The 13,750-nt window shown below is 73.6% G+C and carries 15 protein-coding genes; 7 read left to right on the top strand and 8 right to left on the bottom strand.

Translation table 11 applies throughout. From position 1 onward, the window contains the following. Positions 1-13 precede the first annotated feature (13 nt). Entirely contained in the window at positions 14-253 is a 240-nt protein-coding gene (secG, locus tag ACEZDE_RS32785) for a preprotein translocase subunit SecG (protein WP_380544489.1), read from the top strand. A gap of 217 nt (positions 254-470) precedes the next feature. Then, entirely contained in the window at positions 471-806 is a 336-nt protein-coding gene (locus tag ACEZDE_RS32780) for an RNA polymerase-binding protein RbpA (protein ID WP_123501027.1), read from the top strand. Positions 807-852: 46 nt separating this feature from the next. Here ACEZDE_RS32780 and ACEZDE_RS32775 read toward each other — a convergent pair whose 3' ends face one another. From ACEZDE_RS32775 to ACEZDE_RS32765, 3 genes are read right to left on the bottom strand one after another with little or no spacing between them, the layout of a single operon-like run. Then, on the bottom strand, positions 853-1,827 hold the full coding sequence (locus tag ACEZDE_RS32775; protein ID WP_380544486.1) for an acyl-CoA dehydrogenase family protein: 975 nt from the start codon (positions 1,825-1,827) through the stop codon (positions 853-855). Continuing rightward, on the bottom strand, positions 1,824-2,990 hold the full coding sequence (locus ACEZDE_RS32770) for an acyl-CoA dehydrogenase family protein (RefSeq protein ID WP_380544483.1): 1,167 nt from the start codon (positions 2,988-2,990) through the stop codon (positions 1,824-1,826). Before ACEZDE_RS32770 ends, ACEZDE_RS32775 begins: the two co-directional genes overlap by 4 nt. After that, positions 2,990-3,850, bottom strand: coding sequence for an enoyl-CoA hydratase (locus ACEZDE_RS32765; protein WP_380544480.1), 861 nt, complete (start codon positions 3,848-3,850; stop codon positions 2,990-2,992). Before ACEZDE_RS32765 ends, ACEZDE_RS32770 begins: the two co-directional genes overlap by 1 nt. Positions 3,851-3,926: 76 nt before the next feature. On the opposite strand from ACEZDE_RS32765, the gene ACEZDE_RS32760 reads away from it, so the two are divergent. From ACEZDE_RS32760 to ACEZDE_RS32750, 3 genes are read left to right on the top strand one after another with little or no spacing between them, the layout of a single operon-like run. Next, on the top strand, positions 3,927-4,721 hold the full coding sequence (locus ACEZDE_RS32760; protein ID WP_380544477.1) for an SDR family oxidoreductase: 795 nt from the start codon (positions 3,927-3,929) through the stop codon (positions 4,719-4,721). Positions 4,722-4,751: 30 nt separating this feature from the next. Next, complete coding sequence (locus tag ACEZDE_RS32755; RefSeq protein ID WP_380544474.1) at positions 4,752-5,363, top strand: TetR/AcrR family transcriptional regulator; 612 nt, start codon at positions 4,752-4,754, stop codon at positions 5,361-5,363. Between the two features lie 22 nt (positions 5,364-5,385). Continuing rightward, positions 5,386-6,543, top strand: a complete 1,158-nt coding sequence (locus ACEZDE_RS32750; RefSeq protein WP_380544471.1) for an acetyl-CoA C-acetyltransferase — start codon at positions 5,386-5,388, stop codon at positions 6,541-6,543. Between the two features lie 480 nt (positions 6,544-7,023). On the opposite strand, the gene ACEZDE_RS32745 is transcribed toward ACEZDE_RS32750, so the two are convergent. The 4 genes from ACEZDE_RS32745 to ACEZDE_RS32730 are packed head-to-tail and all read right to left on the bottom strand — an operon-like array spanning position 7,024 to position 10,485. Then, on the bottom strand, positions 7,024-8,118 hold the full coding sequence (locus tag ACEZDE_RS32745; protein ID WP_380544468.1) for an NAD(P)H-dependent flavin oxidoreductase: 1,095 nt from the start codon (positions 8,116-8,118) through the stop codon (positions 7,024-7,026). Then, positions 8,118-8,864, bottom strand: coding sequence for a CoA-transferase subunit beta (locus tag ACEZDE_RS32740; protein ID WP_380544465.1), 747 nt, complete (start codon positions 8,862-8,864; stop codon positions 8,118-8,120). Before ACEZDE_RS32740 ends, ACEZDE_RS32745 begins: the two co-directional genes overlap by 1 nt. Next, entirely contained in the window at positions 8,861-9,736 is an 876-nt protein-coding gene (locus ACEZDE_RS32735; protein ID WP_380544462.1) for a CoA transferase subunit A, read from the bottom strand. The genes ACEZDE_RS32740 and ACEZDE_RS32735 overlap by 4 nt, the downstream gene beginning before the upstream one ends. After that, positions 9,736-10,485, bottom strand: a complete 750-nt coding sequence (locus ACEZDE_RS32730) for an enoyl-CoA hydratase family protein (protein ID WP_380544459.1) — start codon at positions 10,483-10,485, stop codon at positions 9,736-9,738. The genes ACEZDE_RS32735 and ACEZDE_RS32730 overlap by 1 nt, the downstream gene beginning before the upstream one ends. Before the next feature lie 78 nt (positions 10,486-10,563). Between ACEZDE_RS32730 and ACEZDE_RS32725 the strand changes: the two genes are divergently transcribed. Next, a complete protein-coding gene (locus ACEZDE_RS32725; protein WP_380544455.1) occupies positions 10,564-11,382 on the top strand; it encodes an SDR family oxidoreductase in 819 nt (272 codons plus the stop codon). 2 nt (positions 11,383-11,384) lie between these two features. After that, positions 11,385-12,266 carry an SDR family oxidoreductase gene (locus ACEZDE_RS32720; RefSeq protein ID WP_380544452.1) on the top strand — a complete coding sequence of 294 codons (882 nt, stop codon included), beginning with the start codon at positions 11,385-11,387 and terminating at the stop codon, positions 12,264-12,266. Positions 12,267-12,270: 4 nt separating this feature from the next. On the opposite strand, the gene ACEZDE_RS32715 is transcribed toward ACEZDE_RS32720, so the two are convergent. Further along, the gene (locus ACEZDE_RS32715) at positions 12,271-13,740 is read right to left on the bottom strand and encodes a DUF2079 domain-containing protein (RefSeq protein ID WP_380544449.1); all 1,470 of its coding nucleotides are present in this window, start codon (positions 13,738-13,740) and stop codon (positions 12,271-12,273) included. Between the last annotated feature and the right edge of the window lie 10 nt (positions 13,741-13,750).

Here is a 13,750-nt window from a genome sequence, read left to right as displayed (position 1 = left end):
GATTGGTCCCGCCGTGATCCTCGGCTTCTCGATCGCGCTGATCTTCTTCAGCGTGATGATGGTTGCCCTCGTCCTGCTGCACAAGGGCAAGGGCGGCGGTCTCTCCGACATGTTCGGTGGCGGCATGTCCTCCACCGGTGGTGGCTCGGCAGTCGCGGAGCGCAACCTCGACCGCATCACCATCTTCATGGGGATCGCCTGGTTCGCCTGCATCATCATCCTGTCGCTGCTGCTCAAGGCCAAGAACGGCTGAGCAGGCAGCATCCTTTGCTGACGGAGTGTCGTCCGGCCGCCTATCATGAGTGACAGTCGTCACCGGTGGCGGTGTCGGACGGCACTTATGCGGTCCGTACACTGGGACGACTCCGTCGGAGAAGGGGGGCGACGGGACACTGTGGGGGCCGAGCCTCGGGGGCGCGGATTCCTCCCACGTGACTATCGCATCGCACCAGCACGCAGGGAGTCAGACCGTGGCAAGTGGCAACGCCATCCGTGGCAGCAGGGTCGGGGCAGGCCCCATGGGGGAAGCCGAGCGCGGCGAGTCCGCTCCTCGCCTCCGCATCTCCTTCTGGTGCGCGAACGGGCATGAGACCCGCCCGTCCTTCGCGTCCGACGCGCAGATCCCGGAGACCTGGGACTGCCCGCGCTGCGGCTTCCCGGCCGGTCAGGACGAGGAGAACCCGCCGGCCCCGCCGCGCACCGAGCCCTACAAGACCCACCTCGCCTACGTCCGCGAGCGTCGCAGCGACGCCGACGGCGAGGCGATCCTGGCCGAGGCGCTGGCGAAGCTCCGCGGCGAGATCTGAGCAGCGCGACAGCACGGCGCGGTACCACAGGGGCACTCCCGGGCAGCTACCTCACCAGTGGCCCGGTGGTGCCCTTCCGCGCGTCCAGGACCAGGCGGCGGCAGGCGGACGGCGAGCCCCAGGCCGAGCGGAGCACCCGGGCCCGGCGGATCCACAGCGACAGGTCGAACTCGTCGGTGTAGCCGATCGCGCCGTGCAGTTGCAGTGCGGCCCTGGCGGCGGCGTAGCCGGCGTCGCCGCAGGCGGCCTTGGCGGCGTGGAGGTCGGGGCCGGTCAGGTCCAGGGCCGCGGCGTGGAGCAGCGGTTCGGCGAACTCCAGCCGCAGCAGCACGTCGGCCAGCCGGTGCTTCACCGCCTGGAAGCCGCCGATCGGGCTGCCGAACTGGACCCGGGTGGCGGCGTACGCAGCGGTGGCGGCCAGCAGCCGCCGGCCGGCGCCCAGGGCGAGGGCCGCGGTGCAGAGCACGGCCACGGCGGTGGCGCGCTCCGGGTCCACGGCGGCGACGCGGGTGAGCGGTCCGGGGCGGGCCAGCAGCCGGGCCGGGTCCAGCGAGGGGCGCAGCGGGCCGTGCCCGGCGGCGGTGTGCAGGACGCCGCCGTCGACCGTCAGCACCGCGTCGGCGAGGTCCGGGTCGGCGGCGTACGGACTCTCGGCGGGCAGCGCCAGGGTGAGCACGGCGTCGCCCGCGGCGACCCGGGGCAGCAGTTCGGCGGCGAGCGGGGTGCCGTCCAGCAGCACGCTCGCGGCGAAGCTCTCGGCCAGCGGGCCGGGGACCGCGTGACGGCCCAACTCGACGCAGGCGAGCGCCAGTTCGAGTGGCATCAGACCGGTTCCGGTGAACCGCTCGGGCACCGCGAGGGCGAACAGGTCGCTGGCCGCCAGCCGCTTCCACAGGGCCCGCAGCGGGGCCGGATCACCGGCGGCACGCGCCCTGATCACCGCCGGGACGTCGGCGGCGGTCAGCAGCGCGTCCAGTCCTGCGCCGAAGTCGCGCTGCTCGGTGCTGAGCAGGAATCTCATCCACGCCGTCCCCGGGGCAGGCCGAGCAGCCGCTCGGCGACGATGTCGCGCTGGATCTCGTTGGTGCCGCCGTAGATGGGTCCGGCCAGGGCGAAGACATAGCCCTCGGACCAGTCGTCCTCGGCGGCGCCGTCGAGGAGTTCGCCGTCCGGGCCGAGCAGGTCGAGTGCCGTCTCGTGCAGGGCGATGTCGAGTTCGGACCAGAAGATCTTGTTGAGGCTGGACTCCGCGCCGAGGCTCCCGCCCTCGGTGATCCGGGCCGCGGCGGCGAAGCCGAACAGCTGGTAGGCGCGGGCCCGGACGACCACGTCCGCGACCCGTTCGGCGAGCGCGGTGTCCGCCGGGTCGCCGACCGTCCGCCACAGCGCCACCAGCCGGTCGGCGGCGGCCAGGAAGCGTCCGGGGCTGCGCAGGGTCAGCCCGCGCTCGTTGCCCGCGGTGCTCATCGCCGCCCGCCAGCCCTGGCCGGGCTCGCCGATGACGTCCCGGTCCGGGACGAACACGGCGTCCAGGAAGATCTCCGCGAAGGCCGGCCTGCCGTCCAGGCGGCCGATCGGACGGACCGTCACCCCCGGTGCGTCCAGCGGGAACATCAGATAGCTGAGCCCGCGGTGCGGTGCGCCGGACTCGGCCAGCGGGGTGGACCGGAACAGCCCGAAGGCCCGGTCGGCGAAGGCCGCCCGGGAGGACCAGGTCTTGGCCCCGTCCAGCAGCCAGCCGCCTTCGGTGCGGCGGGCGGTGGAGCGCAGCGCGGCCAGGTCGCTGCCCGCGCCGGGTTCGGACCAGGCCTGGGCCCAGACGCACCCGCCGCCCGCCATCGGCGGCAGCACCCGGGCCCGCTGCTCGGCGCTGCCGTGCTCGAACAGGGTGGGCGCGAGCAGGTTGATGCCGTTCTGGGTGACCCGTCCCGGGGCGCCTGCGGCGTAGTACTCCTCCTCGAAGACCAGCCACCGCAGCAGGCTCGCGCCCCGCCCGCCGTACTCCTCCGGCCAGGAGACCACGGCCCAGCGGTCGGCCTGCAGCTCCTGCTCCCAGAGCCGGTGCGCGGCGAAACCGGCCTCGGTCTCCAGCGAGGGCAGCCGCCGGGCCGGCACGTGCGCGGCCAGCCAGGCCCGTGCCTCGGCGCGGAACTCGCGGTCTTCTTCGCTGAACTGAAGGTCCATCAGCTCTGGCCCGCTCGGGCGGCGGCGGCCTTCATCGCGGCGGCGTCCATCCCGCCGAGGGAGTCGGCCGCGGTCTCGGCGTTGTGGGCGTGGGCGAGGTGGTGCAACCCGAAGACCGAGTCCAGGCCGCTGTGCAGGCCCTGCAGGTCCTCGGCCTGGTTGACGGCCCGTTTGGTCAGGGCGAGGCCCATGGTCGGCATCTCGGCGATCCTGGCGGCCAGCGCCATGGTCGCGGAGTGCAGCTCGGCCCGGGGCACGATCCGGTTCACCATGGCCAGCTCGTAGGCGCGTTGCGCGGACATCCGGTCGCCGGTGTAGAGGAACTCCTTGGCGATCCGCGGCGGCAGCACCCAGGGGTGGGCGAAGTACTCGACCCCGGGGATGCCCATCCGCACCACCGGGTCGGCGAAGAAGGCGTCCTCACTGGCCACGATCAGGTCGCAGACCCAGGCCAGCATCAGCCCGCCGGCCACGCAGGCCCCGTGCACCGAGGCGATCACCGGCTTGGGCAGCTCGCGCCAGCGGCGGCACATGCCGAGGTAGACCTCGGACTCGCGGGCGTAGCGGCTCTCCGCGCCCTGCCGCTCGGAGTGGTCCCACCACAGCGAGGCCCGGCGTTCGAAGGGGAGGTGCGCGTCGCGCCCCGGGGTGCCGATGTCGTGCCCGGCGGAGAAGTGCGGGCCGGCGCCGCGCAGCACCGCGACCTTGACCTCGGGGTCCTCGGCGGCGCGGTAGAAGGCCTGGTCAAGGGCGTAGGTCATGGCGGAGTTCTGGGCGTTGCGGTAGTCCGGGCGGTTCAGGGTGACCAGGGCGACCGGCCCCTGGCGCTCGTAGAGGACGACCTCGGGCTCGGCTGGCATGACTGCCTCTCCTTCCCTAACAAGTGTTTGGTAGGTTAACGTGCGGGTAGTCGGGCGTCGAGAGGTGGAGCGCTTCATGCCCAGCACCAGCACACCCCCCGCCTATCCGCCGGGGCACCGGCTGCTGGCCGGGCGCGGCGCCGTGGTCACCGCCGCCGCCGGGGCCGGAATCGGCGGGGCGACCGCGCGACGGCTGCTGGAGGAGGGCGCGGACGTGGTCCTCGGCGACGCGCACGCCCGGCGGCTGGACGAGACGGTGGCGGCGCTGGCGGAGGAGTTCGGCCCGGACCGGGTCGGCGGCACCGCCTGCGACGTCACTGACGAGGCACAGGTCGCCGCGCTGCTGGCGCTGGCCGAGGCCCGGCACGGACGGCTCGACATCCTGGTCAACAACGCCGGTCTCGGCGGGACCGCGCCGCTGGTCGAGATGACCGACGAGCAGTGGGACCGGGTGCTGGACGTCACCCTGACCGGCACCATGCGCTGCACCCGGGCGGCGCTGCGCCGGTTCCGGGAGTCCGGCACCGGCGGCGTGATCGTCAACAACGCCTCGGTGGTGGGCTGGCGGGCCCAGGCCGGGCAGGCGCACTACGCGGCGGCGAAGGCCGGGGTGATGGCGCTGACCCGCTGCGCGGCGGTGGAGGCGGCGGAGTTCGGGGTCCGGGTGAACGCGGTGGCGCCGAGTCTGGCCATGCACCCGCACCTGGCCAAGGTCACCACCCCGGAACTGCTGGAGCGGCTGACCGCGGCCGAGGCGTTCGGGCGGTACGCCGAGCCGTGGGAGGTGGCGAATGTCATCGTCTTCCTGGCGAGCGGATACTCGTCCTACATGACCGGGGAGATCGTCTCCGTGAGCAGCCAGCACCCGTGACACCGTGAAGACCCGTGACACCGTGAAGAGATGAGCGAAGCAGCGATGACGTCCCAGGCGAAGACGGCGGCGGCGGGCCGGCGCGGTGAGCTGCTGGCCACCGCGGCGCAGGTGTTCGCGCGGCAGGGCTACGACGCCACCACGGTCCGGGAGATCGCCGACGCCGCCGGAATCCTGGCCGGCAGCCTCTACTACCACTTCGACTCCAAGGAGTCGATGCTGGACGAGATCCTCTCCGGCTTCCTGACCGAGCTGTGGACCGGCTACGACGCGGTCCTCGCGGCCGGTCTCGGGCCCAGGGAGACGCTGGAGGCCCTGGTCGGCCAGTCCTTCCGGGAGATCGACCGGCACCGCGACGCGGTCGCCATCTACCAGCGCGAACGGCATCTGGCCGGGCAGCCCAGGTTCGCCTACCTCGCCGACTCGATGAGCCGGTTCGAGGCCGCCTGGCAGGGGACGCTGGAACGCGGGGTCGCGGCCGGGGAGTTCCGCTCCGACCTGGACCTCCGGCTGGCGTACCGCTTCGTCCGCGACACGGTCTGGGTCGCCGCGTCCTGGTACCGGCCCGGCGGCAGGCACGATGCCGGGACCATCGCCCGGCAGTACCTCAGCATGCTGCTGGACGGCATCAACATCCGCTGATCAGAAGGAGAACCACGTCATCATGCCCGAGGCATACATCGTCGAAGCCGTACGCACTCCGGTGGGGCGCCGCGGCGGCGGCCTCTCCGCCGCGCATCCCGCGGATCTGGGCGCGCATGTGCTCAGGGCGCTGGTCCAGCGGTCCGGGATCGACCCGGCACTGGTCGAGGACGTGGTCTTCGGCTGCCTGGACACGGTCGGCCCGCAGGCCGGCGACATCGCCCGCACCTGCTGGCTGGTCGCGGGGCTGCCAGAGGAGGTGCCCGGCGTCACCATCGACCGGCAGTGCGGGTCCTCGCAGCAAGCGGTGCACTTCGCTGCGCAGGCGGTGATGTCGGGGACCAGCGACCTGGTGGTCGCGGGCGGCACCCAGAGCATGTCGCAGATCCCGATCGCGTACTCCTCCCGTGAGGCGGCTCTGCCGCTGGGCCTGACCGAAGGCCCGTACGCCGGGTCGATCGGCTGGCGCGAGCGGTACGGCGACCAGCCGGTGAACCAGTTCCACGGCGCCGAGCTGATCGCGCAGAAGTGGGACATCTCGCGGGAGGAGATGGAGCGCTTCGCGCTGCGGTCGCACCAGCGCGCCGCCCGCGCGATCGACGAGGGACGGTTCGACCGGGAGATCGCGCCGTACGGGGAGGTGCGGCAGGACGAGGGCCCGCGCCGGGACACCACGCTGGAGAAGATGGCCGGACTGAAGCCGCTGACCGAAGGGGGGCGGCTGACTGCCGCGGTCTCCTCGCAGGTGTCCGACGGTGCGTCGGCGATGCTGATCGCCTCGGAACGGGCGGTCGCCGAGTACGGACTCACGCCGCGGGCCCGGGTGCATCACCTGTCGGTGCGCGGCGAGGACCCGATCCGGATGCTCTCCGCGCCCATTCCGGCGACGGCGTACGCGCTGAAGAAGGCCGGGATGACCATCGAGGACATGGACCTGGTCGAGATCAACGAGGCGTTTGCCCCGGTGGTGCTGGCCTGGCTGAAGGAGACCGGAGCGGATCCTGACAGGGTCAACGTCAACGGCGGCGCGATCGCGCTGGGGCATCCGCTGGGCGCGACCGGGGTTCGGCTGATGACCACGCTGCTGAACGAGCTGGAGCGGACGGGGGGTCGGTACGGCCTGCAGACCATGTGCGAGGGGGGCGGGCAGGCCAACGTCACCATCATCGAACGGTTGTAGGGGCGGGCTGGGAGACGGGGTGGCTGTGGGGCGGCGGGTGCGGCTCACGGACGAAAACCAGCGGGGCGCGGCTACGCGGTAGTGCCCGGTGGGGTCGTGCGACCGTACCCGCGGCTGGCGGTGGTCACGCTCGGTCTCGCTGCCGCTCGACGGCCAACTACGGCAGCAGGGGAGGGGCGGGCCGCCGTAGGCCCGTGACGGCTGGGGCGATCCGCGGGTGGGGGCGGGGTGCGATCCGTGCGGGGCAGGGCTCAATCCGTGCGGGACGGGGGCGCGATCCGTGCGGGGTAGGGCGCAAGGTCCTCGCTCCATGCTCCACGCCCCCCGCTCCTGCTCATCCCGCAGCGGGCCTCACCCTGCCCCCGGCTCTTGTAGTTGGCTGCTTTGCGCCGGAGGCGCGAGACGGGGCGGTTGCCGCCGGTACGGTGAAGGCCGACCCCACCGGCGCAGCGTGTCGTGATCCGGGCGCCTGGTCGTCTCTCACGCTCTCGGGAGGCGCTGGGTCAGGACGTCCACTGCCTCCGCCATGATGCGGTCGATCAGTTCCTGGACCGACGGGAGGTCGTCGATCAGGCCCGCTATCTGGCCGGAGGCCATCACGCCCAGGTCGGTGCGGCCGTCGACCATCGCGGCCTTGAGCATCATCGGGGTGTTGGCGGCGAGCAGCAGTTGACTCCAGCTCAGATCGTGGGCGCGGCGCATGGCCAGGCCGTCGTGGAGCAGCGCACGCAGGCTCAGGCCGGAGTCCGCGCGGAAGGCGGCGGCATGCCGCCCCGCCCGTACCAGCGCCCTGGTCCGTCCCGAACGGTCAAGCGCCTTGACCAGTTCGCTGCGCAGCATCCGGTGCGGCAGGCCGTCCACCTTCGTGGTGACCACGATGTCGTTGACCCCGGCGGCCAGGTAGCAGGCCTTCACCGGGTCCGGGACGGTGCTGTCCGAGGTGAGCAGGAAGCGGGTGCCCATGGCGACGCCCGCCGCGCCGAAGGCGAGCGCGGCGACCAGGCCGCGGCCGTCGCGGAAGCCGCCTGCGGCGATCACCGGGAGGTCGACAGCGTCGACCACCTGCGGCAGCAGCACGGTGGTGGCGACCTGCCCGGTGTGCCCGCCGCCCTCGCCGCCCTGGACCAGGACCGCGTCCGCGCCCCACGCCGCGACCTTCTCGGCGTGCCGCCGGGCGCCGATGCTGGGGATGACGACCACACCCGCGTCCTTCAGCCGGGCGATCAGCTCGCGCGAGGGGGCCAGCGCGAAGGAGGCGACCCTGACCCCCTCCTTGATGACGATGTCCGCCCGCTCGACGGCGTCGCCCGCGTCCGCGCGCAGGTTCACCCCGAACGGCGCGTCCGTGCGCTCCTTCACCTCCCGTACCGCAGCCAGTAGTTGACCCGGCGTCATGGTCGCCGAGGCAAGGATGCCGAGGCCACCCGCACGGGCGGTGGCGGTGACCAGCCGGGGCCCGGCGACCCAGCCCATGCCGGTCTGCACGATCGGATGCCGCACCCCGACCAACCGCGTCAGCGGAGTCTCCAACCGCGGCGGCGCCCCCTGCGGCGCCTCTCCTCGCGGCAGCGCCATCACCGCACCTCGCGGTCCCGCGCCCCGCGCGGGTCCAGGACGTCGCGGATCAGCCGCAGCTCCTCGGCCGAGGGATCACGGGTGGCCGGTGTCTGCCGCGGCAGGAACAGCGGGAAGCCGGTTGCCTCGACCACCTGGTCGACGCTCACCCCGGGGTGCACCGAGACCAGCCGGATCGCCCGCCCCGGCCCGCCGAAGTCCAGCACCGCCAGGTCGGTGACGATCCGCCGCAGGTCGTGGAAGCGGGCCGCCGCGCCGCTCAGCCGGTGCTGCCCGACGCCGCAGACCAGGTCCACCCGGTCGACGAAGACCCGGCGGCTGTGCCGGGGGATCCAGTAGCTGGTGGGGTTGTTGGCGGTGTTGCCGGGCGCGCCGCGCACCCCCAGCAGTTGCCGGGCCGGTCGAGGCCAGTCGCCGATGGCGGAGATGTTCTGGTTGCCGTACCGGTCGAGCTGGCTGGCGCCCATCATCACGTGCCGGTGGCCGCGGGCCACCAGATCCAGGTGCCGCCGGTACGGCAGCCAGCCCTCCACCGCGGTCGGGGTCGCGCCCAGCGCGGGCACGTCGGCGGAGAGCAGCGCCTCGCCGTCGGTGATCAGCAGGTCCGGTGCGAAGGTGAGCTTGGCCAGCCGGGCGCCGATGGTCGGGACCGTGCCCATCGCGGCGGCCAGTACCTCCCCGTCGCCGCGCCAGGCCTCGGCGCAGGCGATGACGCAGTACTCGGCCCTGGTGATCCCGTCGGTCATCGGTCGGCCTCCGCTGCGTGGGCGGCGAAGGCGGTGACGGCGGCCTGGTAGTCGGCCTCGTCGCCGGAGAGGAAGCGTTCGGTGAAGGCGCCCCAGGCGTCCGGGTCGGCGGCGGCGCGGACGTAGCCGCGCTGGAATGCCTCGTCGCGCTCGTAGTCGGGGGCGCAGGAGGTGAAGTGCGCGCCGTTCGGGGCCTCCACCACGCCGGTGACGTCATGACGGGGGATCAGCAGCGAGGCCGGGCCGCCCTCCTTGAGCAGGTCGGCGGTGTCGACCAGCCGCTCGCAGCTGAGGTAGGCGGCGTCGGCGGCGGCGGCGAAGAGGTCGTCCATGTACGGGTCGGGGCCGAGATACTGCCCGTTGCCGGAGCGGTCCGCCCGGTTCAGGTGGATCAGTGCGGCGTCCAGCCGCAGCGCGGGCACCGCCACCAGCTCCTCGCCGTCCGGGTAGGGGGAGGTCACCGTGCGCAGCCCGGGGTTGATCCGCAGCACGTCCGAGCCGAGGCCGGCCCGGATCGGCAGGAACGGCAGCCGCTGCGCGGCGGCGCGCAGGCCCTGCAGGAACATCCCCTCGTCGTACTCGGTCAGCCGGGGCAGCGACCCGCTCTCCCGCGCGGCGCGGAAGTGCGGTTCCAGCGGGACGGAGTCCAGCGTGACGAACGCGGTGACCAGGTGCGCGATCCGTCCGGCCGCCGCCAGCAGGCCGACGTCGGGGCCGCCGTAGCAGACCACGGTCAGATCGGTGAGGTCGGACCGCAGGATCGCCCGTACCAGCGCCATCGGTTTGCGCCGCGAGCCCCAGCCGCCGATGCCCAGGGTCATCCCGCTCCACAGCCGGGCGACGGCCTGGTCCGGGCTCATCCGCTTGTCCATCAGCTCTCCTCCGCTGTCAGGAACGCCTCGCGGTGCTGGTCGGACGCCCCGGCCAGGTTGGCTTCGAAGGTGAAGCCCTGTTCGAAGCGGTAGCTGCGGCGGACGTCGACCGGGTCGATGCCGTTGATCGCCTCCTTGGCCAGTCGCAGCAGGTAGCCGTCCTTGGCGGCGATCTGCCGGGCCAACCCCATGGCCGCCTCCCGTAGTCCGTCGCGCGGGACCACCTGCCAGACCGACCCGTGCCGGTGCAGCTCCTGCGCGCTGACGGTGCGTCCGGTGTAGTAGAGCGGGCGCATCAGGTGCGGCGGCACCAGCCGGGCCAGGTGGGTGGCCGCGCCCAGCGCACCCCGGTCCAGCTCGGGCAGGCCGAAGACGGCGTCGTCCGCGGCCACGATCGCGTCGGCGTTGCCGACCAGGCCGATGCCGCCGCCCAGGCAGAACCCCTGCACCGCGGCGATCACCGGCACCTGGCACTCGTAGACCGCCGCGAAGGCCTCCGCGCAGCCGCGGTTGGCGCCGATCAGGGCCTGCGGGCCCGGGTCGCGCTGGATCTCCTTGATGTCGACCCCGGCGTTGAAGCCTCGCCCCGGGGCCTCCAGCAGGACGACCCGGACCCCGGGGTCCGCACCGGCCGTCCGCAGTGCGTCGGCCAGCCGGTACCAGCCGTCCACCGGAAGGGCGTTGACCGGTGGGTAGGCGACGGTGACGACGGCTATCCCGGCTTCGGGGAGCGAGGTGGAGACACCCATGGGATTCTCGGCTACCTTTCCACCAAACGTTTGTTAGGTGCGACGGTAGCAGTGGAACCGAGTTGTGGGGAGGGTGAGATGACGGACCGTCAAGAACTCGCCGGACGGGTCGCCGTCGTCACGGGCGGGACCAGGGGCGTCGGCGCCGGCATCGTGCGGGCCTTGCTCGGGGCCGGGGCGGAGGTGGTCGCGGCGGCCCGCCGCCCGCCCGCCGCACCGCTCGAAGCAGCGGGCCGCGCCGCGGAGTTCCGCGCCCTGGACGTCCGCGACCCGGACGCGGGGGCGGCGCTGCTGGCTCAGGTCGCGGCCGAGCACGGGCGGTTGGACCTGCTGGTCAACAACGCGGGCGGGACGCCGTACCTGCCGCTCGCCGAGGGCAGTGCCGCCCGGCACCTACGGGTGCTGGAACTCAACCTGCTGGCCCCGCTGCTGCTCTCCCGCGCCGCGCACGCGCTGATGGACCGTCAGCCCGAGGGCGGCGGCATCGTCATGATCGGCAGCGTCAGCGGGCAGCGCCCCTCGCCCGGCAGCGCCGCCTACGGCGCGGCCAAGGCCGGTCTCGACCAGCTCGCCCGCAGCCTGGCGGTGGAGTGGGCGCCGCGGGTGCGGGTCAACACCCTGGTCCTCGGCATGGTCAGGACCGAGGCATCGGCGCTGCACTACGGCGACGAGGAGGGCATCGCCGCCGTTGCCCGCACCGTCCCGCTGGGGCGGCTGGCCCGGCCCGAGGAGGTCGGCGACGCCTGCGTCTTCCTGGCCTCGCCGCGCGCCGCCTACATCAGCGGTGCCTCCCTGCTGCTGCACGGCGGCGGCGAGCGCCCGGCGTTCCTGGACGCCGCCAACGCCGACCACGACGGCAACCACGCGAACAACCACGCGAACGAGAAGGAGAGTTGACGATGCCCGGACTCGCCCAGGGCCGCACCGTCGTGGTCACCGGCGCCGGCCGCGGCCTCGGTCGTGCGCATGCCCTGGCCTTCGCCGCCGAAGGCGCCGACGTGGTGGTCAACGACCTCGGCGTCGGCCTGGACGGCGCCCCCGCCGCGGGCAACCCCGCGCTGGACGTGGTGGCCGAGATCCGCGCCGCGGGCGGCCGGGCGGTCGCGCACGGCGGCGACATCGCCACCGAGGAGGGCGCAGCCGGCCTGGTCGACACCGCGCTGCGGACCTTCGGACGGCTGGACACCCTGGTCAACAACGCGGGCTTTCTGCGCGACCGGATGCTGGTCAACCTGGACGGCGACGACTGGGACGCGGTGCTGCGGGTCCACCTCAAGGGCCACTTCCTGCCGCTGCGGCACGCCGCCGCGCACTGGCGGGCCGCCGCCAAGGCGGGGCGCCCGGTCGCTGCCCGGATCGTCAACACCAGTTCGGGGGCCGGGCTGCTGGGCAGCGTCGGGCAGGGCAACTACTCCGCGGCCAAGGCCGGGATCCTCGGTCTGACCCTGGTCGCCGCCGCCGAGTTCGCCGGCTACGGGGTGCAGGTCAACGCGATCGCCCCGGCCGCCAGAACCCGGATGACCGAGGGCGCGATCGCCGCCGCGCTGCCCGAGCCGGAGGACGTCTCGCCGCTGGTGGTCTGGCTCGGCAGCGACGCCAGCGAGGGCGTCACCGGCCAGGTGTTCGAGGCCGAGGGGGGCCGGATCACGGTGATGCAGGGCTGGCGTCCCGGGCCCACGGCCCGGCACGGCGCCCGCTGGTCGCCGTCCGGCGCGGGCGAGGCCGCCCGGGAACTGCTGGCACGGGCCGAACCGCCGCTGCCGCCCTACGGTGTGCGCTGACGCGTTACTGACGGTGCAGCAGCACGATGCCGTCCTGGTCGGTCACCAGCCGGTAGCCGCCGGACCGTTCGTCCGCCGCCACGACGGCCAGGGCGGTGGTGATCGGGCAGGGGAAGTTCGTGGAGTCCGCCCGGTCCACCAGGATCCAGTCCGGCGGCGCGGTCGGCGGGTCGGGGCTGCAGACCAGGCTCACCGCGGCCCGGTCGGTCAGCTGCGGGGCGAGCCGGTCGGTGCTGGCCACGGTCGCCCCGTCGGGTATTCGGTCCAGCACCCGGTGCGCCGCCCGGACATGCGCGGTCGTGGTCCAGGTGCCCGGCAGGAACAGCGCGCCCAGCGGGAACAGCGGCAGGCAGACGGCGGTGACCAGGGCGCCGGCACCGCAGCGCAGCCGCAGCCGGGGGCCGCGCAGCACCTCCCGGTGCTGGTCCAGCGCCTGCACCGTGCTCGCCCAGACCACCACCATCAGCACCGCGCTGTAGTGGTCCGCGGTGCCCCAGTAGGCCGGGTTCGCCGAGACGAAGCGCCAGCCCAGCGTCGGCAGCGCGAGCAGCACCAGCGGCGAGCGCAGCGCCAGAAAGCCGGTCGGCGCCAGCAGCAGCAGTACGGTGAGGTACTTCTCCGGCGGCCAGAAGGTGTGCAGCACGGTCCCGGTCAGCGAACCTGAGTGGGCGGTGGCGGCCGTGCTGCCGCCGGCGATCTCGTTCCAGTAGTCGAAGCTGCCGTGCTGGTTCACCGCAGGCAGGATCACCAGTACTTCGAGCAGCGTGCCCAGTACGCCGGCCACGGCCAGCGCCAGGCCGAGCCGGCGCGGTCCCTTCCAGGCGATACAGCCGCCGAGCACGGCCAGGGTCAGCCCCAGGTCCTCCTTGACCAGCAGCAGCGGCAGCCCCCACAGCGCCGCCGCCCGCCAGCGCCGCTGCCCCGCGGCAGCCAGCGCGAACGCCAGCAGCGGGACGGCCAGGCAGACCTCGTGGAAGTCGAAGCCGATCATCGAGGCGAGGCCCCAGGACGCCCCGAAGCCAAGACCGGTCCAGGCCGCCGCCCACGGGCCGCGCACCCGGTGCGCCCAGCGCACCAGCGGCACGACCGCCAGCGCGGTCAGCGCGGCCTGGCCGACCAGCAGCGTCAGCGGGCCGGGGAACAGCCGGTAGAACGGCGCGAACAGCACCAGCAGCGGATGGAAGTGGTCCCCGAGCAGATCGAACCCCGGGCCCTTGAGCAGCGAGACCGGCGCGTGCCCGTGCGCGTAGCCGCGGATGCCCTGCTCGAATATCCCCAGGTCGAAGCCGGTTGACAGGATGCGCTGCTGGCGCCGTACGGACAGGCAGCAGTAGAGCGCGAAGAACACCCCGGCCAGCCCCCAGGCCTGCACCCGGGCCCGCTGCCACCAGGGCGGCTGAGCAGGCGTCGGCTCGGACGGCGGCCCGCCGCGGACGGCGGTCCGCGGTGACGGCGACAGCTGTGACGAGGACACGGGGCGGGCA

Origin of the sequence: Streptacidiphilus cavernicola (assembly GCF_042510955.1) — a bacterium.
Classification (GTDB): domain Bacteria; phylum Actinomycetota; class Actinomycetes; order Streptomycetales; family Streptomycetaceae; genus Streptacidiphilus; species Streptacidiphilus cavernicola.
Note: the sequence above shows the minus strand (reverse complement) of the source record. Positions and strands in the feature narration are given on the sequence as shown.

Excerpts from the sequence above, each read along its gene's own strand:
- ACEZDE_RS32770 (WP_380544483.1), bottom strand. The coding sequence starts at position 2,990 with ATGGACCTTCAGTTCAGCGAAGAAGACCGCGAGTTCCGCGCCGAGGCA.
- ACEZDE_RS32765 (WP_380544480.1), bottom strand. The coding sequence starts at position 3,850 with ATGCCAGCCGAGCCCGAGGTCGTCCTCTACGAGCGCCAGGGGCCGGTC.
- ACEZDE_RS32775 (WP_380544486.1), bottom strand. The coding sequence starts at position 1,827 with ATGAGATTCCTGCTCAGCACCGAGCAGCGCGACTTCGGCGCAGGACTG.
- ACEZDE_RS32740 (WP_380544465.1), bottom strand. The coding sequence starts at position 8,864 with ATGACCGACGGGATCACCAGGGCCGAGTACTGCGTCATCGCCTGCGCC.
- ACEZDE_RS32750 (WP_380544471.1), top strand. The coding sequence starts at position 5,386 with ATGCCCGAGGCATACATCGTCGAAGCCGTACGCACTCCGGTGGGGCGC.
- ACEZDE_RS32735 (WP_380544462.1), bottom strand. The coding sequence starts at position 9,736 with ATGGACAAGCGGATGAGCCCGGACCAGGCCGTCGCCCGGCTGTGGAGC.
- ACEZDE_RS32725 (WP_380544455.1), top strand. The coding sequence starts at position 10,564 with ATGACGGACCGTCAAGAACTCGCCGGACGGGTCGCCGTCGTCACGGGC.
- ACEZDE_RS32745 (WP_380544468.1), bottom strand. The coding sequence starts at position 8,118 with ATGGCGCTGCCGCGAGGAGAGGCGCCGCAGGGGGCGCCGCCGCGGTTG.
- ACEZDE_RS32730 (WP_380544459.1), bottom strand. The coding sequence starts at position 10,485 with ATGGGTGTCTCCACCTCGCTCCCCGAAGCCGGGATAGCCGTCGTCACC.
- ACEZDE_RS32760 (WP_380544477.1), top strand. The coding sequence starts at position 3,927 with ATGCCCAGCACCAGCACACCCCCCGCCTATCCGCCGGGGCACCGGCTG.
- ACEZDE_RS32755 (WP_380544474.1), top strand. The coding sequence starts at position 4,752 with ATGAGCGAAGCAGCGATGACGTCCCAGGCGAAGACGGCGGCGGCGGGC.
- ACEZDE_RS32720 (WP_380544452.1), top strand. The coding sequence starts at position 11,385 with ATGCCCGGACTCGCCCAGGGCCGCACCGTCGTGGTCACCGGCGCCGGC.